We start from the raw sequence: 22,131 nt of genomic DNA on the forward strand, positions 1-22,131 counted from the left end.
CGGAATGGAACCAGCCTAACGGCTGCCCCCAGACCGCCACGTCATTGTAAGCCCCATATCGGAGTGTTTCGTGTCATCGGGCTCACCCGCGTTTTTGCGCCACGGCGAACGTGCGCCGGAACGGAAAGACGGTCCCGTGCCGCCCCGCAGGGTAGGCAGTGTCAAGTTGCGCCGAATACTCTGCCTCGAACTCCGCCGCCTCATCTTCCGGGAGGGCCGCGAGGACCGGCCGGAGCCCCGTGCCGCGGACCCACTCGAGAACGGGGCGGGCACCCGGGAGCAGCTGCATGTAGGTGGTCTCCCAAGCGTCGGCGGCGCAACCGGCGTCGAGCATGATCTCCAAATACTCCGCGGCCTCCCCCACCACGTCATCGTGGCGCAGGACCCCGGCAAGCCGTCCCGCCCAGGCCGGCGACTCGGCCAACTCCCGCATCAGGGTGTGCGAGGGGGCGTTGAAGTTCCCCGGCACCTGAAGGGCGAACCAAGCCCCTGGTTTAAGTGCATCGAGCCAGGCCGGCAACAGCTCGCGGTGGCCGGGCACCCATTGCAGGGCTGCATTGGTGACCACCACATCCGTGTCCCCGGACGGCAGCCAGTGCAGGATGTCGGCCAGATCGAAGGACAGATTGGGCGCCGCGTCCGCACGGGCCTTGGACTTGGTCAGCATCTCCGGCGAGGAATCCAGGCCCACCACCTGGGCACCCGGCCAGCGCTCAGCGAGTGTCGCGGTCAGGTTGCCCGGACCGCAGCCGAGGTCGACGACGTGCCGCGGGGCCTCCGCGTGAATCCGGCCGGTCAAATCAAAGAAAGGACGGTCCCGGTAATCCCCGAACTGCACATATTTTTCGGGATCCCACTTCATGTCCACCTCCGGTCCCGGCACTGTTGCACTAACGGAAGCGTAGCCCCGCCCTGATGGCCAGCCAAGGAGGCAGGCACCGGGCGTGTGGGGCGGGACGTGCCGCCGGTGCCGCGGGCATCAGGCGGGCACTAAGCTGGAAGGCGATGAAACTCGCTGATCAGCTCCCTGCCCCGGCCGCCCGAATTCCCGGCAGGACTGGCCTGGACCCGGACGAGCTCTACACCCGGTTTGTGGAGTGGACTGAGACCCGCGGCCTTGCGCTCTACGCCGCCCAGGACGAAGCGATCATGGAGCTTGCCTCCGGCTCCAACGTCATCCTGGCCACGCCCACCGGCTCCGGTAAATCACTTGTGGCGATCGCCGCGCACTTCCAGGCCATGGCCCGCGGGCGGCGCAGCTACTACACCGCACCCATCAAAGCCCTCGTCTCGGAGAAATTCTTCGCCCTCTGCGAGATTTTCGGTGCCGAAAACGTCGGCATGATCACCGGTGACTCCGGCGTCAACCAGGAGGCGCCGATCATCTGCTGCACCGCCGAAATCCTGGCCAACATCGCCCTGCGGGAAGGTGCCGAGGCCCAGCTCGGCGCCGTCGTCATGGACGAGTTCCACTTCTACTCCGACCCGCAGCGCGGCTGGGCGTGGCAAGTGCCGCTGCTCGAACTGCCCCAGGCGCAGTTCCTGCTGATGTCGGCAACGCTGGGTGACGTCAGCCGCTTCGAGGACGGGATCAGCGCCCTGACCGGCCGCCCGACGACGACCGTCAGTTCCGCGGAACGCCCCATTCCGCTGCACTACTACTACGAGCAGACCCCGGTCCACGAGACCCTTGAGGAGCTGCTCGCCACCAAGCAGGTTCCGGTCTACGTGGTGCATTTCAGCCAGGTTGAGGCGATTGACCGGGCGCAAAACCTGATGAGCATCAACGTCTGTACCCGCGAGGAGAAGGACAAGATCGCCGAGCTCATCGCCGGGTTCCGCTTCGCCGCCGGCTTCGGCAAGACCCTCAACCGGCTGGTCCGGCATGGGATCGGCGTCCATCACGCCGGCATGCTGCCCAAGTACCGCCGACTTGTGGAGCAGCTCGCCCAGGCCGGCCTGCTGAAGGTCATCTGCGGCACCGACACCCTTGGGGTGGGCATCAACGTGCCCATCCGCACTGTGCTTCTCACCGCCCTGAGCAAGTACGACGGCGTGCGCACCCGGCTGCTGAACTCCCGCGAGTTCCACCAGATCGCCGGGCGCGCCGGACGCGCCGGCTATGACACGGCGGGCACTGTGGTGGTCCAGGCCCCGGAGCATGTCACCGAAAACGTGAAGGCCATGGCCAAGGCCACGGCCAAGTTCGGCGACGACCAGAAAAAGCTGCGCCAGGTGGTCAAGAAGAAGCCTCCGGAAGGCTTCGTATCCTGGGGCGAACCGACCTATAAGCGGCTGGTGGAGTCAGTACCGGATCCGCTGACGTCGAGCTTCACCGTGACCCATGCGATGCTGATGAACCTCATGGAACGTCCCGGCGACCCGTTCCAGGCCGCCCGCCGCCTGCTCACCGAGAACCACGAGAGCCGGGCCTCCCAGCTGCGGCTCATGAAGAAGGCCCTGGGCATCTACCGCGAGCTGCTCGCTGCCGGAGTCGTGGAGCGGATCCCGCCGGCGGAGCAGGAAGCGGACGGCCGCACGGTCCGGCTCACCGTCCACCTGCAGGCCAACTTCGCCCTCAACCAGCCGCTGTCCCCCTTCGCCCTTGCGGCACTGGAGCTGTTGGACCCGGAGTCGCCGTCGTACGCCCTGGACGTCGTGTCCGTGATTGAGGCGACCCTCGAAAAGCCCCGCCAGATCCTGTCGGCACAGCAGAAGAAAGCGCGCGGCGAAGCCGTCGCGGCGATGAAGGCCGACGGCATCGAGTACGACCAGCGGATGGCCATGCTTGAGGAAGTCACCTACCCGCAGCCGCTCGCCGAGATCCTCGGCGAAGCGTTTGATGTCTACCGCAAGGCAGCGCCGTGGGTCGGCGACTTTGAACTGGCGCCCAAGTCCGTGGTCCGGGACATGTACGAGCGTGCCATGAACTTCGGCGAATTCGTCCAGTTCTACGGCCTGGCCCGCTCCGAGGGGATCGTGCTGCGCTACCTCGCCGACGGATTCAAGGCGCTCCGCCAGACCGTCCCGCAGGACGCCCTCCGCGAGGACCTCGAGGACCTCATCGCCTGGCTGGGTGAACTGGTCCGCCAGGTGGACTCCAGCCTGCTGGACGAGTGGGAAGAGCTCACCTCCGGCGCCGCGCCCACACCGCACGACGCGCCCCCGCCACCGCCGCCGGCGCTGACCTCCAATCTCCGGGCCTTCCGCGTCATGGTGCGCAACGAGATGTTCCGCCGCGTGGAGCTGTTCGCCGATGAGGCCGCCACCGCCCTGGGCGAGCTCGACGCCGGTTCCGGCTGGGACGCGGAGCGTTGGGAGGACGCCCTGGATGACTACTTCGACGAGCACAACGACATCGGCACGGGCCCGGACGCCCGCGGCCCGGCGCTGCTGATCATCACGGAGGAACCAGGGCTGTGGAAGGTCCGGCAGATCTTCGATGACCCGGCCAACCACCACGACTGGGGCATCTCCGCCGAGGTGGACCTCGCGGCCTCGGACGAGGCAGGGTCCGCCGTCGTCCGCGTCACGGACGTCAACCGGCTCTAGCGTCCGGCGCCCGGCGGGCCGCGCACGCGGGCGCCGGCGGGAGGGGCACACGGGCGCCGGCAGGACGGGCACGCGCCGCTAGTAGACTCGAACAATGAGTGTAATCCGGCCCGCCGCCCCGCATGACGTCCCTGCCATTCTGCAGATGATCCACGACCTCGCCATCTACGAGAAGGAACCGGACGCGGTCCGGAACACTCCGGAGATGCTCACCGAGGCCCTCTTCGGGGAGAACCCGAGGGTCTTCGCCACCATGGCGGAGAACGCGGCCGGCGAGGTCCGGGGCTTCGCCCTCTGGTTCCTGAACTACTCCACTTGGGAAGGGGTCCACGGGATTTACCTGGAGGACCTCTACGTCAGGCCCGAGGCCCGCGGCGAGGGCCACGGCAAGGCCCTGCTGCAGCACCTGGCCGCGACCGCCGTCGACCGCGGTTACGCCCGGGTGGAGTGGAGTGTGCTGGACTGGAATGAGCCCTCCATCAACTTCTACAAGAAGCTCGGAGCCGTCCCGATGGAAGAATGGTCCACCTTCCGCCTCACCGGCGGGGCGCTGGACGCGTTTGGCGGCGCCGGCTCGCAGCCCGCCGCGGGCTCCCGCGCGGAGGCCGTCCATGGTTGATCTTCCGCTGACAGGGCTCACCGGAGCCGCGCTCCTGGAGTCTGCGTCCAGCGCCGAGCGCAGAGTGCCGCACAGCGTCCGGGCACGCCACACGTACCGGGGAATGCGCACCGCGGAACACTATTTCCAGGTCCCCCTGGACCACTTCGGCGACGCCGGCGGCCGCGGGGAGACCATCACGGTGTTTGCCCGGGAGTACGTGTCCACGGAGCACAGTGAGGAAGCCGCGGCCGGGTTGCCGTGGCTGCTCTACCTGCAGGGCGGTCCCGGCGGACGCGGCAACCGCTTTCCGTCGTTAGGCGGCTGGAGCAAGGCCGCCGCGCGGGACTTCCGCATCCTCATGCTGGACCAGCGCGGCACCGGCCTTTCCTCGCCCGTCGACCGCAACACGCTGCCGCTGCGCGGAACGGCGACGGAGCAGGCCCGCTACCTCACACATTTCCGGGCCGATTCGATCGTGGCCGACGCCGAGGCCATCAGGGCCACGCTCGGCGCGGCCCCGTGGACCGTCTACGGCCAGAGCTACGGCGGGTTCTGCGCCCTCAGTTACCTGTCTTTCGCCCCGGAGGGGTTGCGGGAAGCACTCGTGACCGGAGGCCTGCCCCCGCTGGGCGGTTCCGCGGACCGGGTATACCGGGCGACGTTCCGTCGGGTCGCGGCCCGGAACGCCGAATACTTCGGCTGGTATCCCGAAGACCGTGCCGCCGTCACCCGCATCGCCCGGCACCTGCGGGACACGGAGGAATACCTGCCCGACGGCGGCCGGCTCACGGTCGAACGGTTCCAGATGGTTGGCTCGTTCCTGGGCGGGAACACCCGGGTGGATGCGCTGCACCACCTGCTCGAGGACGCCTTCGTGGCAACTCCGGACGGTGACCGCCTCTCGGATGGATTCCTGGAGCAGGTGCGGGGCCTCGTCTCCCGGGCCGCGAACCCCTTGTACGCGCTGATGCACGAGTCCATTTACGCCCAGGCCGGAGCCACCGACTGGGCCGCCTGGCGGGTCCTGAATGAGTTCCCCGAGTTCCGCCCCGACGCGCGGGAACCGCTCCTGACCGGGGAAATGGTCTACCCCTGGTACTTCGAGCAGGACCCCGCCCTGCGTCCGCTACAGGACGTGGCGCGGCTGCTCGCCGAGAAGGATGACTGGGCGCCGCTCTACGATCCGGAGCGGCTGGCACTGAACACCGTGCCCGTCGCGGCAGCCGTGTACACCGATGACATCTACGTGGACCGCGAGCTCTCCCTCGAAACAGCCGCAGCCGTCCGGGGCCTGCAGGTGTGGGAGACCGACGAGTTCCACCACGACGGGATCGCGGACGACGGCGAGGCGATCTTCGGCCGCCTGCTCGGTATGGCCCGCTCCGCCCGCCGCTAGCCAGACAACCACTGGACATGTCCCCCCGCTCGCCAGACACCACTGGACATGTCCCCCGTTAGCAGCAAGCAATGGGCACAGTGCCTTCATGTCCGCTCCACGGACCTAGGAATGGACATGTCCCCCCGCGGCCCCAGACGACCACTGGACATGTTCCCCGTTAGCAGCAAGCAATGAGCACGGTGCCTTCATGTCCGCTCCACGGACCTAGGAATGGACATGTCCCCCCGCTGGTCCAGACGACCACTGGACATGCCCCCCGCGCGGGGGGCCAAAAGCTACGGCGCTGAGCCCGTGAGGGTCCAGCGCCGTACTTTTACATGCTGCCTAATTGCCGCCTAAAGTGCTGCCGGGTGTCCGGCCACCGCCACTAGTCGACGTCGCTCAGGCTCTTGCGGGCGTCTTCCTCCAGCCGGGCATCCAGCTTGGATTTCGACGCCTTGGAGCTGATCAGGCTGGCGATCACGGCGATGATGATGGTGCCCATGATCACGGCGAGGGAGACGAAGGTCGGGATCTCCGGTGCCCATTCAATGTGCTGGCCGCCATTGATGAAGGGCAGTTCGTTGACGTGCATGGCGTGCAGGACCAGCTTTACGCCGATGAACGCCAGGATCACGGACAGGGCGTGCTTAAGGTAGATCAGCCGGTTCATGAGCCCGCCCAGCAGGAAGTAGAGCTGGCGCAGCCCCATGAGGGCGAAAATGTTGGCGGTGAACACGATGAAGGCGCTCTGGGTAAGGCCGAAGATGGCCGGGATGGAGTCGACGGCGAACAGCAGGTCCGTCATGCCGATGGTGACGAAGACGATCAGCATGGGGGTGAACACCTTTTTGCCGTCCACCACGGTGCGGAGCTTGCCTCCGTCGAACTTCTCGGACATCGGCAGGATCCTGCGGATGCGGGCGATCAGCGGGTTTTCCTTGTCCTCTTCATCCTCGCCCTCGTCCTGGGCCTGCTTCCACGCGGTCCAGAGCAGGAACGCGCCGAAGATGTAGAAGACCCAGCTGAACTGCTCGATGACGATCGCGCCGAGCATGATGAAGATGCCGCGCAGGATGAGGGCAATGATGATGCCCACCATCAGCACTTCCTGCTGGTACTTACGCGGCACCGAGAAGCGGGCCATGATGATGATGAAGACGAAGAGGTTGTCGATGCTGAGGCTGTATTCCGTCACCCAGCCGGCGATGAACTGGCCGCCAAATTCGGGGCCGGTGAACGCGAACATGGCGCCGGCGAAGACCAGTGCCAATGCGACATAGAAGGTGACCCACAGCCCGGCTTCCTTCATGGAGGGCTCGTGCGGGCGTTTGAGGACCATCAGCAGGTCTATGGCCAGGATGAGGCCGAGGGCGACAAAGGAGCCGATCTCGAACCAAAGGGGTAGTTCGGGCACGGAGAAACCTTTCGTAGGGTACAGCTCAGCGGTGTAAGTCTCTCCGACAGCCTGCGCAAGATGTGGCTCGGCTGCCCGCTACGCCCGGCGCGGCATCCGTGCCTCGCGTGTTGACGATCGTAGCGCTTGGGATACTCCCCTACGTCCGTCCGAGTTTACCCTAGGCGTGCCCGGCGGACTGCATCTGCCGCAGTTCCTTCTTCAATTCGCCCACCTCGTCGCGGAGCCTGGCCGCGAGTTCGAACTGAAGCTCGCCTGCTGCGGCGTGCATTTGCTCAGTCAGCTGTTCAATCAGGCCCACCAGGTCCTCCGCCGGCGCGGCGGCGAGCCCGTCCTGCCTGATCGTCGAGGCACCCTTGCCCTTGCCGCGGGTCTTGCCCGCCGCGGCCAGGAGTTCGCGGGTATCCGCATCTTCCTTGGCAAGCTGGTCGGTGATGTCGGCGATCTTCTTGCGGAGCGGCTGGGGGTCGATGCCGTTCTCGGTGTTGTACGCCACCTGGATGGCGCGGCGCCGGTTCGTCTCGTCGATGGCCTTGGCCATCGAGTCGGTGATGCGGTCCGCGTACATGTGGACCTGGCCGGAGACGTTTCGCGCCGCGCGGCCGATGGTCTGGATCAGGGATGTCGCCGAGCGCAGGAAGCCTTCCTTGTCGGCGTCGAGGATGCTCACCAGGGACACTTCGGGAAGGTCGAGGCCTTCGCGGAGCAAGTTGATGCCCACCAGGACGTCGAAAACACCCATCCGGAGTTCGCGGAGCAGCTCGACGCGGCGCAGCGTGTCCACGTCCGAGTGCAGGTACTCCACCTTCACGCCGTGCCCCAGAAGGTAGTCGGTGAGGTCCTCCGCCATCCGCTTGGTCAGGGTGGTGACCAGGACGCGTTCGTTCTTCGCCGTGCGGGTGCGGATTTCGCCGAGCAGGTCATCGATCTGGCCCTTCGTGGGCTTCACGACCACCTCGGGGTCGATCAGGCCCGTGGGCCGGATGATCTGCTGGACGAAGCCGTCGGCCCTCTCGAGCTCGAACTTGCCCGGCGTCGCGGACAGGTACACCGTCTGGCCCACCCGGTCCTGGAACTCATCCCACTTCAGCGGCCGGTTGTCCATGGCCGAGGGCAGCCGGAAGCCGTGGTCCACCAGGGTCCGCTTGCGGGACATGTCGCCCTCGTACATCGCACCGATCTGCGGCACCGTCACGTGGGATTCATCGATTACCAGAAGGAAGTCGTCCGGGAAGTAGTCGAGAAGGCAATGCGGCGCCGTCCCGCGGGCGCGCCCGTCGATGTGCGAGGAGTAGTTCTCGATGCCGTTGCAGAACCCCATCTGCTGCATCATTTCAAGATCATAGGTCGTGCGCATCCGGAGCCGCTGGGCCTCGACCAGTTTGTTCTGGCTCTCCAGGACCTTCAGCCGCTCAGCCAGCTCGTCTTCGATCCTGGTGATCGCCCGGCTCATGCGTTCCGGACCGGCCACATAGTGCGAGGCCGGGAAAACGTACATCTCGGTCTCGTCACGGATCACCTCGCCGGTGAGCGGGTGCAGGGTGTAAATGTTCTCGATCTCGTCCCCGAAGAACTCGATCCGGATCGCCAGCTCCTCGTACATGGGAATGATTTCCACGGTGTCGCCGCGGACCCGGAAGGTGCCGCGGTGAAAGTCCATGTCATTGCGGGTGTACTGCATGGAGACGAATTTCCGGAGCAGATCATCCCGGTTCATCTCCGCCCCCTTGCGGAGGGTCACCATGCCCAGAATGTACTCTTCCGGGGTGCCCAAACCGTAGATGCAGGACACTGTGGCTACCACGATGACGTCCCGGCGCGTCAGCAGCGCGTTGGTGGCGGAGTGGCGGAGCCGTTCGACTTCCTCGTTGACGGAGGAGTCCTTCTCGATGAAGGTGTCCGTCTGCGCCACATAGGCTTCGGGCTGGTAGTAGTCGTAGTAGGAGACGAAGTATTCGACCGCGTTGTTTGGCAGCAGCTCGCGGAATTCGTTGGCCAGCTGCGCGGCGAGCGTTTTGTTCTGCACCATCACGAGCGTGGGCCGCTGGATCTGCTCGATCAGCCACGCAGTCGTCGCGCTTTTGCCGGTACCGGTGGCACCGAGGAGGACCACGTCCTTTTCGCCGTTCCTGATGCGCTCCGTCAGTTCCGCGATCGCGGCCGGCTGGTCACCGGCCGGCTGGAACTCGCTGATGACCTCGAAGGGCGCCACGACACGGTTAATCTCCTGGGCAAGGCTCATGGCTCTAATCTACCGCCGCCCATCGGCGCCCACTTCAGATTCAGCTTTGGGCTGTACCCAGTCCGGCGGCGGCGCCCCTGTCCGGGGCGGTTGCGCCGCCGTCGGTGCCGCTCCCGCCGTCGACGGCGCCGCCGTCGTCCGCGTAAGACGGCGGCTGCCATCCCGTGCGCTGCACCCAGGCGTCCATCCGCGGGGCAGCGTAGTCCGAGAACCAGGCCTCCTTGTCCGCCGCGTACCCTGCGGTGGACCTGTCCACCCCGTGGAGCCCCGCCACGCGGCGTTTCTCCGCCACATAGTCCGCGCGCGCGCCGGCGTCAGAGCGGAGCCAGTCGCGGAAGCACAGCGAGTACCGCCAGCCCGGGGATCCCGCGGCGCGGATGTGCACGTTCACCGGCCTGCCGGGGTCGGCGTTGCCGTGCAGGCGCTTGCCCCAGTCTGCGGGGTCGGGGTGCGAGGGTTTGGGTTTGTCGGCAATGATGCCCGGCCAGCGAGGGAACCCGGCGTCAGCCAGCAGCGGGGCGAGCCGGTCCGCGGCGTCGAGGTCGCGGACGCTTAGCTGGAGGTCGATCACGTCCTTGGCGTCAAGATCCGGGACCGCCGTGGACCCGATGTGGTCGACGGCCAGGACGTCCTGCTGGACCGCGGTCCGCAGCCGGGCGATCAACCGGTCGGCCTGCGCCGGCCACGCCGGATCCGCCGTGGTGAGCACGGGCCCTCCCGTCCGCGGTGCGATCCGTTGTTCCTTGAGGTTCAGCGCGAACGGCACCAGCCGCTCCTCCCACAGCGTGTCGACCGCGTGCCGAAGGTGCTCCGGGGCGCCCGAGTTGTCCAGCACGACGTCTGCGGCCGCCAGCCGGTCCTCGCGGCTCGCTTGGGCATTCATTCGGGCGCGTGCCTCGTCGGCGCTCATCTGGCGGTGGTCGGCCATCCGACGGACCCGCACATCGTCCGGCGCGTCCACCACAATCACCAGGTGGAAGTTCTTGCCTTGTCCGGTTTCCACCAGCAACGGGATGTCCTGGACCACGACGGCGCCTGCCGGGGCGGCGGTGACCAGCGCTGCGGCGCGCTCCCGCACCAAGGGGTGGATGATCCCGTTGAGCGCGGCCAGGCGTTCCGCGTTCCCGAACACCAAGGCGCCCAGCCCGGGCCGGTCCAACCGCCCGTCGGCCCTCAGGACCGCGGCACCGAAGGTCTCCACCACCCGTGCCAGCCCGGGTGTGCCCGGCTCCACAACCTCCCGGGCCAATGCGTCGGCGTCGACAAGCACCGCGCCGAGCTCGCGCAAGCGCGCGGCAACCATTGACTTCCCCGCGGCGATCCCGCCGGTCAACCCGATCTTCAACACCTCACCAGACTAAACTGAACCGGTGGCAGATGAGGCGGACTCCCCCGAGAGCAGGACTTCCGTCTACACAACCCCCACCACCGGACCCGGGTTCCGTTCCGAGATTGAAGTCAAGCGGTCCCGGTTCATCACTGTCTTGGCGCGTACGCCGGACGAGGAGGCGGCCCGCACCGTCCTGGCCGGTCTGCGCAAAGAATTCCATGATGCCCGGCACCACTGCTCCGCGTTCATCCTGGGCCCCGACCGGGACGTGCAGCGCTCCAACGACGACGGCGAACCGTCCGGGACTGCGGGCATCCCCATGCTCGAGGCACTCCTGAAGCGTGAGACGGCGCCGGGCGTCGCCGACCTCAGCGACGTCACCGCCGTGGTGGTGCGCTATTTCGGCGGCATTCTGCTGGGCGCGGGCGGGCTGGTGCGTGCGTATTCGGAATCGGTGTCCACGGCGTTGGAACTCGCGCCCCTCGTGCGCCGCAGTCGGTTCCGGATCTGCGCGGTGCCGGTGCAGCATGCCGCGGCCGGGCGGCTCGAGAACGACCTACGCGCCGCGGGCTACGTCATGGCCGAGACCCGTTACGAGGCGCAGACCACCGTCCTGCGGCTTGCGCTGCCGGACAATCCCGCCGAACTGGCCCGCGCGGTGGACCGCGTGGCCGCCCTGTCCGCCGGCAGCGCCTCGCTGCTGCGCGAAGAAACGGCGTGGATCGACGTCCCGATCAGCTGAACGGTGCCCGCGGGAGCTTGGCGGGCATTGCAGGGCGGCCTGGCCCGCCGGCGCCGGACATGTCCCCCGGCCACGGCGAGCGATGGACACAGTGCCTCTATGCCCACCCTACAAACCCAGGAATGGACATGTGCCCCCGCCGGGCGTCTGTCGGAACACGCTGCGGGCCTGCCGCAGCTGCCCTCACGGAGCTGCGGCGGCGGCCTCCGACTCTGCTGTGCGGGTAAGGAAAGCCCCGGCCCGCTGGAAGTCGCGGACAGAAAACATAATCCCCGTCACTATGACAGCCACGCCCGCGGCCATGAGCCACGAGCTGAATCCGTCTCCTCCTATGACTTGGGGAATGAGCACGAACGGGTACGCGGACATCCAGACGAGCTGTGTGGCGAGATTCTTTCGTAGCTGCACTGCGGCGGCCCGCGAAACGACAAGGTGATCCGGATCAATGGGTGCCTTGCCGAGAACTTGGCGGCGGATGTCTTTTCGCTCCTCATCCTCCAGCGACAGCAGCACGTCAATCTTGCCCAGTTCCGCTGCCGGAGCGATTTTCTTCGCGTTATAGACGAAACCACCGATCACGACGCCCAGCACTGCAAGGAAGTATCCGAACACCAAGAAGTGCGGCCAGTCCCCCGGCCCACCTCCAAGGACCAGGATCCCGCCGATGGTTCCTGCCGCGACAAGGATGATCACGCCGGCCGGGAAATAGCGCGTGTAATAGGCTTTCAGCGCACCGTCAAGGCCCCGGTCTGCCACGCCCTGCGATCTTCTCGTGGCCTTGGCCCAACCGTCGTTGGACTTTGGCATGAGATCATCGATTCCGGTCATCGTCTCTTTCCCCATAGGCGCAGTAGATGGTGCAAGGGCCCGATGATCCTCCGCCGATACTGCCGAGCCTGCTGCTCAAATCCTGAAATTTTCAATGCCCGTAAGCCAGCAGCATGGAATTGACAAAACATAGGGGCACCGCCGCCGGCATTCGGCACCATCCGACATGCCTACCCACGGACCCAGGAATGGACATATCCTCTGCCGGGGCGCACGGATGATCGGCGAGGCTAGATCTCGTGGGCAATCTCCCAGATGTGCCCGGCGGGATCACGGAAGCAGGCCGTGCGGACACCCCAGGGCGGGTCCATCGGTCCGTTGAGCAGGTCCACGCCGCGGCGGGACAGTTCGGCGCACATGGAATCGACGTCGTCCACCTGGATGGTGAACTGGAGTCTGGCACCGGACTCAGCGCTGGCCACGGCCGCCGGGTGGATCAGTTCGGTGGCTTCGGAGACATTGAGCAAATTGATCAATGTGTTCTCGAACTTAAAGACGGCAGAGACGTCGTCCTCAAAGACAAGCGGGAGCTTGAAGACTTCCGCGTAGAAACTCTTCGTAATGGCTAGGTCTTCGACAAACAGGGTGATGGCCCCGATGCGCCGTGGCCACGGGCCTACCGCTTTGCCTGTGTCCTGCGCTTCAACAGTCTCCGGCGCTTCAGCCATGGCAGTCACCTCGTCGTCGGCGGGAAATCTCAACCTGCAAAGTGTGGACTCGGGGCCGGGCTGCCGTCAAGGATTGCGCAACCCGCGTGTTCGGGGGCGCACGTCCGATTCTTCCGAACATGGCAGGGGATATGCGCTCGTCCAAGGTACATGCCCGTGGGTCTGGCCCCGGGAGTAGACATGTCCATGGCCGGGGCGGGCATCACCTTCCGACCATTGGACATGTTCCTAGGGACAGCCCGGGAATGGACATGTCCACGGTGGGGCCAGACGCCACCTTCGCGCCACTGGACATGTTCCTCACGGACCCGCAGGAAAGGACAGGATCCCCATATGCCCGCTTGTCAGTCCAAAGAATGAGCATGTCCCACTGGGAAAGCGCCAAGAATGAGCATGTCCCCCGGGGAGGCCTGGGAATGGGCAAGTCCCCACAGCGAGGGCGCCAGAAATGAGCAAGTCCGGTGGAGCAGGCAGCCGCGGAGCAGTCCCCACAGGGAGGGCGGCAAAATGGGCATGTCCCAACGGGAGGGCACCAAAAATGGGCATGTCCGGTGGAGCAGGCGACCGCGGAGCATGTCCGTGGACAACGCGCAGGCAACGAAGAGGTGGCCGCCCCCGAGGGGACGGCCACCTTTGTGCACCGTGACGGTGCCGGTTCAAGCTACGAACTGCCTGGCCTCAGGGAGCGGACTCCCGGAGGGTTGAGGGCAATTAGTTGCCGGTCAGCTTCTCGCGCAGAGCGGCGAGAGCCTCGTCCGAAGCAAGCGTGCCTGCACCGGCTTCGGTTGCGGCCGGCTCGGAGGAGTAGCTGGTGGTGCCGGAATCGCTGTCACCGGACGTTGCTGCAGCAGCGTCGTCGGAAGCGTGCTGGGCAACCTGCTTCTTGTGGGCTTCCCAGCGGGTCTGGGCGTCAGCGTACTGCTGCTCCCAGGCGGCGCGCTGGTTCTCGTAGCCTTCAAGCCACTCGTTGGACTCCGGGTCGAAGCCCTCCGGGTACTTGTAGTTGCCCTCTTCGTCGTACTCGGCGGCCATGCCGTAGAGTGCCGGATCGAATTCGGTGCTGTCGGCGTCGACGCCCTCGTTGGCCTGCTTGAGGGAGAGCGAGATGCGGCGGCGCTCGAGGTCGATGTCGATGACCTTGACGAACAGCTCGTCGCCAACGGAGACAACCTGCTCGGCCAGCTCGACGTGGCGCACGGCGAGCTCGGAGATGTGGACCAGGCCTTCGATGCCGTCTTCAACGCGAACGAACGCGCCGAACGGAACGAGCTTGGTGACCTTACCCGGAACAACCTGGCCGAGGGCGTGGGTGCGGGCGAAGGTCTGCCACGGATCTTCCTGCGTAGCCTTGAGCGACAGGGAGACGCGCTCGCGGTCCAGGTCGACCTCGAGAACCTCGACGGTGACTTCCTGGCCAACTTCGACAACCTCGGACGGGTGGTCGATGTGCTTCCAGGACAGCTCGGAAACGTGAACCAGGCCGTCTACGCCGCCCAGGTCCACGAAGGCACCGAAGTTGACGATGGAGGAAACGACGCCGGGACGGACCTGGCCCTTTTCCAGCTTGTTGAGGAACGTGGAGCGGACCTCGGACTGGGTCTGCTCGAGCCATGCACGGCGGGACAGCACAACGTTGTTGCGGTTCTTGTCCAGCTCGATGATCTTGGCTTCGATCTGCTGACCGATGTACGGAGCGAGGTCGCGCACACGGCGCATCTCGACGAGGGATGCGGGCAGGAAGCCGCGCAGACCGATGTCGAGGATAAGACCACCCTTGACAACCTCGATGACGGTACCGGTGACAACACCGTCTTCTTCCTTGACCTTCTCGATGGCGCCCCAGGCACGCACGTACTGAGCACGCTTCTTGGAGAGGATCAGGCGGCCTTCTTTGTCTTCCTTGGTGAGCACCAGGGCTTCGACCTGATCGCCAACGGAGACGACGTCTCCGGGGTCAACGTCGTGCTTGATGGAAAGCTCGCGGGAGGGAATGACACCTTCGGTCTTGTAACCGATGTCGAGCAGAACTTCGTCGCGGTCGACCTTGACGACGGTACCTTCGACGAGGTCTCCGTCGTTGAAGTACTTGATGGTCGCGTCGACAGCTGCGAGGAAGTCCTCAGCGGTACCGATGTCGTTAATCGCGACTACGGGGGTACCGGGCTTCTCGGTGGAGGTGATGGTCATGTAGTAGGGGCTCCGTTGTGGATAGTTAGTCGGTCAGGCAAACCGCTTCGCCCGCATTATGGAATGCAGGCGAAGAATACGGCTTCACAGCAAGGGATCCGCCGGGTCATCCTGATTTTGTGGATTGTAAATGCGCGCACGTAGTATGCGCCCGTTTAGTCTAGTCGTTTACTTCAACGCGGGTCAAAGCGCTAGAAGTGCGTCAGGCAGTGCGGTGAGCGTTCGACGGCGAACATGAGTCGCGCCGCCAGCGCGGCTCCCGCGGTGTGTTCGGTGATCCGGCCGGCGGCCTTCAGGGTGACGGGACAGACGGCGCCGAGATAAATGGAGCCGAGGTCCGCGACATCCAGGGTCAGGTCCGGCTCGGCGTCCGGTGCCGGCGCCGCCGCGGCTTCTCCCCCGCGGACTTCCAGGGCGAACGTGCCGGCGGCAAAACCGAGGCCGTCGCGGATGGCGAACACCACCCGCCCGTCGGCCGAGTACCGCCGGGCGCCCAGAACCCGCACGGGGTCGAGGATTCGCAGCCACAGCATGTCCCGTTGGTCCGAGGATTCGAGGCAGCGGGGGTCCTCCAGGGCCCAAGTCAGCGGGTCGTCGACAGGCGCGTCCTGCCAGCTGATCCGTTCCACGAGGTCAATGCTGCCGAGGAACTGCCACAGTTCCAGATAGGCGGCGTCGGTGGCCGCCACGAGGTCGACGATCTCCATGGTGTACGGCTTGGCGTCCCAGCCGCCGAACTTGTAGGAGACGTACCCGTCCACGGTGCCCGCGGCGTCGTAGTGCAAAGCACAACGGACTGCCTCGTCTTCGCCGCCGTCGCGGCCCAGCGTGCCCGAGGACCGCAGCCGGTAGGCCTCCTGCCGGACGATCGACCCCGGGGTCTGGTGGTGCAGCCGTTCGAAAACCTCCGTCGCCAGCTCCAGCAGGACTCTCCGGTCCGCGATCTCCACCGAGCCGACGGGCTCGTGGCGGAGACGGAACCGGGGACCAGTGTCCACCTTGATGCTGCGTTCAAACGTCGACACGCCGTAGCCGAACCGGCCATAGATCGACGCCTCCGAGGCCGTCAACGCCGCCAGGGCGACGCCGTCGGCCTTCGCGGCGGCGAGGTCCTCTGTCATCATCCGCCGGAGCAGCCCCTGCCGGCGGTGGGTCCCGCGTACCGTGACAGCCGTGACCAGGTGCGCCTCGAGCTGCCGCCCGTAGCCGATGTTCAGGTCCTTGCGCATCGTGGCGAACGTGGCCACGGGGACCTCGGCGGCCAGCGAGTGGGCCGCGACGCCGTCGGCCTGGTACACCCCGGTCATCTCGCGGTTGTCCACGCGGTACATGGCCATGATCTTGTCGACGGACTCGTCCTTGCGCGGCTCGTCGTAGAAGCCGATCCCTACGCCGCGCAACCACTCGACGCCGGCCGCGTAGTCCTCCGAGTCCTTTTCAGCCGCGCGGAACCGCCTGAGCTCATACTTCTCTGTCACGTGTTTCTCCCCCTGAGATAGCTGTGGCTCCGGCAGCGCCGGACCGAAAATCTGCCGGAACGAAAACGCCGGCCCCGGTAAAGCGCTAGTGTCCGGCGTCGTACCAGCTCGATCCGACGCCGATCTGGACCTCCAGGGGAACGGTCAGGTCCGCCGCCGATCCCATTTGCTCCGTGACGAGTTTCTCCACGGCCTCCCGCTCGCCCGTTGCCACTTCGAGGACCAGTTCGTCGTGGACCTGCAGCAGCATCCGCGACTTGAGTCCCTGCGCTTTCAGCTCGGAGTGGACGCCCAGCATGGCCCGCTTGATGATGTCCGCGGCGGACCCTTGGATCGGCGAGTTCAACGCGATGCGCTCCGCGTTTTCCCGGAGCTGCCGGTTGGTGCTGGTGAGGTCGGGCAAGTACCGGCGCCGGCCTTCGATCGTGGCGGTGTAGCCGTCGATCCGGGCCTGGTCCACCACGCCACGGAGGTAGTCGCGCACGGCGCCGAACCGGTCGAAATAGTCCTTCATGAGGGTCCGCGCCTCGTCAACGGAAATCTCCAACTGCTTGGACAACCCAAACGAGGTCAGGCCGTACGCCAGGCCGTAAGACATCGCCTTGACCTTGGAACGCATGGCGCTGGTCACCTGGTCCGTGGGCACGTGGAAAATGTTGGAACCCACGAACCGGTGGAGATCTTCGCCGTCCTTGTAGGCCTGGATCAGCCCGGCGTCCCCCGAGAGGTGCGCCATGATGCGCATTTCGATCTGTGAATAGTCCGCCGAGAGCAGGCACTCGTAGCCCTCGCTGACCACAAAGATGCCGCGGACGCGCCGGCCCTCCTCGCTGCGGATCGGGATGTTCTGCAGGTTGGGATTGTTCGAGGAGATCCGGCCCGTGGCCGCGACGTTCTGCGCGTAGGTGGTGTGGATCCGGCCGTCCTCCGCCACCGACTTCTTCAGCGACTCCAGCATCTGGCGCAGCTTGGACGACTCCCGGTGCGCCATCAGCTGGACCAGGAATTCGTGGCCGGTCTTTTCCAGCAGGTTCTTCAGCGATGCGGCGTCCGTGGTGTAGCCCGACTTGATTTTCTTGGTCTTCGGCAACTGGAGTTCGTCGAACAGCACCGTCTGCAGCTGTTTGGGCGAACCCAGGTTGACCTCGTGGCCGATCGCGGCGAAGGCCAGCTCCTGGGCATTGTCAATCACTTTGGCCAGGTCCGACAGCTGCTCGTCGATGCGGGGCATGTCGATGGCGATGCCGGCGAGTTCCATGTCGGCGAGGACCCGGGTGACAGGAAGCTCCAGGGTGGCCAGCAGGTCCTCGGCCTTGCGGTCCTTCAGTTCCGCTTCGAAGTACCGGCTCAGCTTGTGGACGACGGCGGCCACCTGCACCAGGGCGCCGGACGCCGCGGCAGCGTCGTCGTCGAACTCCAGCTCCAGCTGACCGGCCTTCGCGGCCTCCGCAGAGACATGGATGTTCAGGTGGTGCTGGGCCAGCTCCGCCAGCTCGTAGGTGCGGCGGTCCGGCTCAATGAGGTAACCGGAGACGGACGTGTCGTCCACCACCCCTTCCAGGGCGAACCCGCGGTTGGTCAGCGCCTTCAGTGCCGCCTTGTAGCCGTGCACGACCTTCGGGGATTCCCCGTCCCGGAGCCATTGTGCCAGCACGTTCTCCGCGTCCGCGTCCAATCCCGTGAGGTCAACGTAAGCCGCCGCGTCGTCCCGCACGATGGCCACGGCGTCGGCGTCCTCGCCGATTCGTCCGGCCAGCACGTCCACGGCGAGGGCGGACCGCTCTCCGGTCCCGGCGGCGAGAAAGTCCCGGAGAGCCTCCGCATCCTGCAGCCTTGCGAAGTCCCGGTTTTCCAAGGTCTCGCGTTCTGCTTCGGGGATCTCACCGGCGTACAGCTCGAAGAGCCGGGTGCGGATGGTCTTGAATTCGAGTTCGTCGAAGAGCTCCTCAAGCGCCTGCTGGTCCGGTCGCGGGTCCGCGAGATCCTCCAGCGCGACCGGCAGGTCGAGATCGGTGTGAAGCCTGTTCAACCGCCGGTTGCGCTTGACGTCCTCAACATTTTCGCGGAGGGCGTCCCCTACCTTCCCGCCGATCCCGTCGAGGTTCTCAAGCACCCCCTCAAGGCCGCCGTAAAGGTTGATCCACTTGGCGGCCGTCTTGGGTCCGACGCCGGGAACGCCCGGGAGGTTGTCCGCGGTCTCCCCCACGAGGGCGGCGAGGTCCGAGTACTGCCCGGGGCTGACGAAGTACTTCTCCTGGATGGCTGCGGCGTCCATCCGCGGAATGTCGCTGACCCCTTTCCTGGGGTAGAGCACAAAGACGTTGTCCGTAATCAGCTGGAACGCGTCGCGGTCACCCGAAACGAGCAGCACCTCGAAACCCGCCTTTTCACCCATGGCGGCGAGGGTGGCCAGGATGTCATCGGCCTCATAGCCGGGCATCTTGATGGTCTTGATGCCCCACGCGCCCATGACCTTGTCGATGAGGTCGATCTGGCCGCTCATCTCCCGGGGGGTCTCATTGCGTCCGCCCTTGTACTCGCTGTATTCGGCCTTGCGGTGGGTGGTGTCGTCCGAGACGTCGAAGGCAACCGCTACGTGGGTGGGCTTCTGCTCCTTGATCAGATTGATGAGCATGGACGTGAAGCCGTGGATCGCGTTGGTGTGCTGGCCCCGGGCGGTTGAGAACTTGTCAGCGGGGAGGGCGAAGAAGGCCCGGAAGGCCATGGAGTGTCCGTCCAGTACCAGCAGGCGCGGCTGGTCCGTAATGGGAATCACGGGGGCTTCAGTGGCGGAAACCGACACCGCGGCCCGGGTGGAGGGCCGGGCGGACGGGGCCGCGAGCCCGGACTCCGGCTCAGCTGCCGGGAGGGTGTCTGATGCAGTGCGCCCTGTTGAGGCGGGGGCAGGGGCCGGTTTGGTTGTTTCACTCACAAGTGCCAGCCTAGTTCCCATGATGGACAATTTCACGCCGGCCCCGTTCGCGGCGGAGCTCGCGGCCGCCGGGGTTCCCGAGGAGATGCACGATTGGCTGGGCCAGTACGGCGTCGGCGCCCTTGTGGTGAAGCTGGGAATCCACTTCCTTGAGATGAGCCCGGAGCGCACCGTGGCCACCATGCCGGTGGAAGGAAACACCCAGGTGGCCGGCATCCTGCACGGCGGGGCCCACGTTGTCCTGGCCGAAACCCTGGGTTCCTTCGCGGCGGGCCTGCACGCGGGGCCCCACCGGCAGGCGCTGGGGATCGAAGTAGGCGCCACCCACCACCGGGCCATCTCCGAGGGAACCGTCACCGGCACCTGCACGGCCATCCACCTCGGCCGGACGCTCACCACCCACGAGATCGTCATGACGGACGAGCAGGGCCGCCGGCTCTCCACCGCCCGCATCACGAACCTCATCCGCGATATCGCCCCGTAGGGCGCCGCCGGGGGTTCGCCGGCCGGCTTCCGCGGGCTCTTATTCCCCTAGCCGTTGCCCGGGTTCTTGCCGAAACGATAGCGCAGCTCGACGACGCCGCGGCCCATGGTGCGGGACGAGAGCAACTCCAGCGGCGGCGTCGGGCCTGCCATGGGCAGCACCTGCTTGCCGCTGCCCAGCACCACGGGAATGACCGAGATAATCAGTTCGTCCAGCAGCCCGGCGTCGGCGAACTGTGCTGCCAGCACTCCCCCGCCCACCACCCAGACGTTCCGGCCCGCGGCCTCGTCCCTGAGGTCGTCGACGAACTCGGTGACCGTCCCGCGCACAAACGTCACGTTGGCCCCCTCCGGGGCGGAGTGTTCGTGATGGGTGAAGACCCAGCAGGGCGTGCCCGGGTACGGCCACGCGCCGGGCTCGTGCGCCAGCAGCCAAGCGTACGTATCGCCGCCCATGACGATGCAGCCGATGTCCGCCATGAACGCATCGTAGCTGTCCTGGCCGCCCTCAAAGCCGTCAAACTGAAGCAGCCAGGCCAGGTTGTCGTCGTCGGTGGCGATGAAGCCGTCGAGTGAGGATCCCACAAAGTACTGGAAGCTGGCCATGGCCACAGCCTAACCAACCACTGCCTGGTGGACTACTGCCTAATGGTGGAAGTAGGGAACGATCAGCCACAGCCCGAAGAGGACGGCCAAACCGCAAAAGCCGAAGCACACGTAAGAGAGCGGCCGGATCCAGGCCGCTGGCGAGCCCTGAACGTCCCCAGCGATGGCCGTGAGCCGGACGCCGAGGGCGTAGAGAACCACGACCGACACCGCGGCCACGAGTGTGGCACCGGCCACGCTCAACAGTTCCAACCATTTCATCGCTTGGCACCGCCGTTCTTGACCGCCTTGCCGGCGGACTTCTTCTTCTTCGGGAACTGCACGGCCTGGCCGACTTCCTCGATCTGAACCGCGTTGTCGTGGCCCACAGGGGATTTGCGCGAATGAACGAACATGTAAGCCACGGCCGCGGTGCCGACGACGGCCGCGATGACGACTCCGATCACGCCGGTCTGCACGAGCAGGGCCGTAAGCGCGCCAACGATTCCGGCCGCGGGCAGCGTGAAGAGCCAGCCGACGGCGATCCGGCCTGCTGTTCCCCATCGAACGGTGGTGCCCCGGCATCCCATTCCCGAGCCGATGACCGAGCCCGAGGCCACCTGGGTGGTGGAGAGGGCGAAGCCAAGATGCGACGAGGCCAGGATGGCGGAAGCGGTGCTGGTTTCGGCGGCGAAACCCTGCGCGGGCTTGACCTCGGTCAGACCCGAGCCCATGGTGCGGATGATCCTCCAGCCGCCCGCGTACGTGCCGATCGCAATGGCGAGGGCACAGGCGGTGATGACCCACCACTGCGGGCCGGAGCCGGCCGGTTGCGTGCCGGCGGAGATCAGGACCAGGGTGATGATGCCCATGGTCTTCTGGGCGTCGTTGGTGCCGTGCGCCAGGGCGACGAGACTGGATGTAAAGACCTGGCCGTTCCGGAACCCGCCGCGCTTCTGGGTCAGCTTGTCCCCGGTTTCCGGGTCGTGGCGGGACGTCAGGGCATAGGCCAGTCGGGTGCACAGGTAGGCCACACCGCCGGCGATGATCGGGGCGAAGACCGCGGGAAGGATGACCTTCTGCAGGATCGACTCGAAGTTGATCGAGTGGATGCCGATGCCGGCGATCGCGGCGCCGATGAGGCCACCGAAGAGGGCATGGGACGAACTCGACGGCAGGCCCTTGAGCCAGGTGATCATGTTCCAGAGAATGGCGCCCATGAGACCGGCGAAGATGATGTCCGGGGTGATCTGGACACCATCGGAGCCTTCCTTGATGATGCCGCCGGAGACAGTCTTGGCTACTTCCGTGGAGAGGAACGCGCCCACGAGGTTCAGCACCGCCGCCAGGGCGACCGCCGTCTTCGGCTTGATGGCACCGGTCGCGATGGGCGTAGCCATGGCGTTCGCAGTGTCATGAAATCCGTTGGTGAAGTCGAAGAACAGCGCCAGCAGTATCACTAGCGCAACCATTACGGTGATTTCCACCTGTTGCCCAATCTGAAGTATTCACGGTCGGCAGTTCCACGTCCCCGTTTGCCGCACGGCCACGACCCTCATCCGATAGATCCAATGATAGTCCAGGGCACATTAAGGCAGCTTGAAACCTTATCGATGGTACGTGGGAATGACGGCAGCGCAAAACGTGCCAGAAGACCCCAATTTCCAGGCAGCCGGGTTCGCGGCCCCGATCGGGAAGGCGGCGCGAT

General features: G+C 65.9%; 17 protein-coding genes. 5 read left to right on the top strand and 12 right to left on the bottom strand.

Annotation, left to right across the window (positions count from 1 at the left end):
• Window positions 1-82: 82 nt before the first annotated feature.
• The gene (locus BM372_RS14220) at window positions 83-862 is read right to left on the bottom strand and encodes a trans-aconitate 2-methyltransferase (RefSeq protein ID WP_090956099.1); all 780 of its coding nucleotides are present in this window, start codon (window positions 860-862) and stop codon (window positions 83-85) included.
• 143 nt (window positions 863-1,005) lie between these two features.
• Here BM372_RS14220 and BM372_RS14225 point away from each other — a divergent pair, with 143 nt between their 5' ends.
• The 3 genes from BM372_RS14225 to BM372_RS14235 all read left to right on the top strand — a co-directional run bounded on the left by BM372_RS14225 (window position 1,006) and on the right by BM372_RS14235 (window position 5,549).
• Window positions 1,006-3,552: a DEAD/DEAH box helicase gene (locus BM372_RS14225; RefSeq protein ID WP_090956100.1), complete on the top strand. Its 2,547-nt coding sequence runs from the start codon at window positions 1,006-1,008 to the stop codon at window positions 3,550-3,552.
• A gap of 94 nt (window positions 3,553-3,646) precedes the next feature.
• Window positions 3,647-4,171: a GNAT family N-acetyltransferase gene (locus BM372_RS14230; protein ID WP_090956101.1), complete on the top strand. Its 525-nt coding sequence runs from the start codon at window positions 3,647-3,649 to the stop codon at window positions 4,169-4,171.
• Window positions 4,164-5,549: an alpha/beta fold hydrolase gene (locus BM372_RS14235; RefSeq protein WP_090956102.1), complete on the top strand. Its 1,386-nt coding sequence runs from the start codon at window positions 4,164-4,166 to the stop codon at window positions 5,547-5,549. Before BM372_RS14230 ends, BM372_RS14235 begins: the two co-directional genes overlap by 8 nt.
• Before the next feature lie 370 nt (window positions 5,550-5,919).
• On the opposite strand, the gene BM372_RS14240 is transcribed toward BM372_RS14235, so the two are convergent.
• From BM372_RS14240 to coaE, 3 genes are all read right to left on the bottom strand, one after another.
• Window positions 5,920-6,948: a TerC family protein gene (locus tag BM372_RS14240; RefSeq protein WP_090956103.1), complete on the bottom strand. Its 1,029-nt coding sequence runs from the start codon at window positions 6,946-6,948 to the stop codon at window positions 5,920-5,922.
• 160 nt (window positions 6,949-7,108) lie between these two features.
• On the bottom strand, window positions 7,109-9,190 hold the full coding sequence (uvrB, locus tag BM372_RS14245; RefSeq protein ID WP_090956104.1) for an excinuclease ABC subunit UvrB: 2,082 nt from the start codon (window positions 9,188-9,190) through the stop codon (window positions 7,109-7,111).
• A 40-nt stretch (window positions 9,191-9,230) separates the two neighbouring features.
• Window positions 9,231-10,538, bottom strand: a complete 1,308-nt coding sequence (gene coaE / locus BM372_RS14250) for a dephospho-CoA kinase (protein WP_090956105.1) — start codon at window positions 10,536-10,538, stop codon at window positions 9,231-9,233.
• A gap of 22 nt (window positions 10,539-10,560) precedes the next feature.
• Here coaE and BM372_RS14255 point away from each other — a divergent pair, with 22 nt between their 5' ends.
• Window positions 10,561-11,262, top strand: a complete 702-nt coding sequence (locus BM372_RS14255) for an IMPACT family protein (protein ID WP_090956106.1) — start codon at window positions 10,561-10,563, stop codon at window positions 11,260-11,262.
• Window positions 11,263-11,445: 183 nt separating this feature from the next.
• Here the strand turns inward: BM372_RS14255 and BM372_RS14260 are convergent, their stop codons facing one another.
• The 5 genes from BM372_RS14260 to polA all read right to left on the bottom strand — a co-directional run bounded on the left by BM372_RS14260 (window position 11,446) and on the right by polA (window position 19,148).
• Entirely contained in the window at window positions 11,446-12,105 is a 660-nt protein-coding gene (locus tag BM372_RS14260) for a hypothetical protein (RefSeq protein ID WP_256214259.1), read from the bottom strand.
• 215 nt (window positions 12,106-12,320) lie between these two features.
• Window positions 12,321-12,758, bottom strand: a complete 438-nt coding sequence (locus BM372_RS14265; protein WP_090956107.1) for a VOC family protein — start codon at window positions 12,756-12,758, stop codon at window positions 12,321-12,323.
• Between the two features lie 711 nt (window positions 12,759-13,469).
• On the bottom strand, window positions 13,470-14,945 hold the full coding sequence (gene rpsA, locus BM372_RS14270) for a 30S ribosomal protein S1 (protein ID WP_090956108.1): 1,476 nt from the start codon (window positions 14,943-14,945) through the stop codon (window positions 13,470-13,472).
• Between the two features lie 191 nt (window positions 14,946-15,136).
• Window positions 15,137-16,423, bottom strand: coding sequence for a GNAT family N-acetyltransferase (locus BM372_RS14275; RefSeq protein ID WP_090956109.1), 1,287 nt, complete (start codon window positions 16,421-16,423; stop codon window positions 15,137-15,139).
• 85 nt (window positions 16,424-16,508) lie between these two features.
• On the bottom strand, window positions 16,509-19,148 hold the full coding sequence (gene polA, locus BM372_RS14280) for a DNA polymerase I (protein WP_371261748.1): 2,640 nt from the start codon (window positions 19,146-19,148) through the stop codon (window positions 16,509-16,511).
• Between the two features lie 226 nt (window positions 19,149-19,374).
• Here polA and BM372_RS14285 point away from each other — a divergent pair, with 226 nt between their 5' ends.
• A complete protein-coding gene (locus tag BM372_RS14285; RefSeq protein ID WP_090956111.1) occupies window positions 19,375-19,839 on the top strand; it encodes a hotdog fold thioesterase in 465 nt (154 codons plus the stop codon).
• A gap of 47 nt (window positions 19,840-19,886) precedes the next feature.
• Here the strand turns inward: BM372_RS14285 and BM372_RS14290 are convergent, their stop codons facing one another.
• From BM372_RS14290 to BM372_RS14300, 3 genes are read right to left on the bottom strand one after another with little or no spacing between them, the layout of a single operon-like run.
• A complete protein-coding gene (locus BM372_RS14290; protein WP_090956112.1) occupies window positions 19,887-20,444 on the bottom strand; it encodes a dihydrofolate reductase family protein in 558 nt (185 codons plus the stop codon).
• A 39-nt stretch (window positions 20,445-20,483) separates the two neighbouring features.
• On the bottom strand, window positions 20,484-20,705 hold the full coding sequence (locus tag BM372_RS14295; RefSeq protein ID WP_090956113.1) for a hypothetical protein: 222 nt from the start codon (window positions 20,703-20,705) through the stop codon (window positions 20,484-20,486).
• Window positions 20,702-21,910 (bottom strand): inorganic phosphate transporter, encoded by a 1,209-nt coding sequence (locus BM372_RS14300; RefSeq protein WP_090956114.1) that lies wholly within the window; start codon window positions 21,908-21,910, stop codon window positions 20,702-20,704. The genes BM372_RS14295 and BM372_RS14300 overlap by 4 nt, the downstream gene beginning before the upstream one ends.
• Window positions 21,911-22,131 lie beyond the last annotated feature (221 nt).

It is taken from the genome of Arthrobacter sp. ov118, assembly GCF_900116495.1.
Classification (GTDB): Bacteria; Actinomycetota; Actinomycetes; order Actinomycetales; family Micrococcaceae; genus Arthrobacter.

Excerpts from the sequence above, each read along its gene's own strand:
- BM372_RS14220 (WP_090956099.1), bottom strand. The coding sequence starts at position 862 with ATGAAGTGGGATCCCGAAAAATATGTGCAGTTCGGGGATTACCGGGAC.
- BM372_RS14225 (WP_090956100.1), top strand. The coding sequence starts at position 1,006 with ATGAAACTCGCTGATCAGCTCCCTGCCCCGGCCGCCCGAATTCCCGGC.
- BM372_RS14230 (WP_090956101.1), top strand. The coding sequence starts at position 3,647 with ATGAGTGTAATCCGGCCCGCCGCCCCGCATGACGTCCCTGCCATTCTG.
- BM372_RS14235 (WP_090956102.1), top strand. The coding sequence starts at position 4,164 with ATGGTTGATCTTCCGCTGACAGGGCTCACCGGAGCCGCGCTCCTGGAG.
- uvrB (WP_090956104.1), bottom strand. The coding sequence starts at position 9,190 with ATGAGCCTTGCCCAGGAGATTAACCGTGTCGTGGCGCCCTTCGAGGTC.
- BM372_RS14260 (WP_256214259.1), bottom strand. The coding sequence starts at position 12,105 with ATGGGGAAAGAGACGATGACCGGAATCGATGATCTCATGCCAAAGTCC.
- BM372_RS14265 (WP_090956107.1), bottom strand. The coding sequence starts at position 12,758 with ATGGCTGAAGCGCCGGAGACTGTTGAAGCGCAGGACACAGGCAAAGCG.
- rpsA (WP_090956108.1), bottom strand. The coding sequence starts at position 14,945 with ATGACCATCACCTCCACCGAGAAGCCCGGTACCCCCGTAGTCGCGATT.
- polA (WP_371261748.1), bottom strand. The coding sequence starts at position 19,148 with ATGGCCTTCCGGGCCTTCTTCGCCCTCCCCGCTGACAAGTTCTCAACC.
- BM372_RS14285 (WP_090956111.1), top strand. The coding sequence starts at position 19,375 with ATGATGGACAATTTCACGCCGGCCCCGTTCGCGGCGGAGCTCGCGGCC.
- BM372_RS14290 (WP_090956112.1), bottom strand. The coding sequence starts at position 20,444 with ATGGCCAGCTTCCAGTACTTTGTGGGATCCTCACTCGACGGCTTCATC.
- BM372_RS14295 (WP_090956113.1), bottom strand. The coding sequence starts at position 20,705 with ATGAAATGGTTGGAACTGTTGAGCGTGGCCGGTGCCACACTCGTGGCC.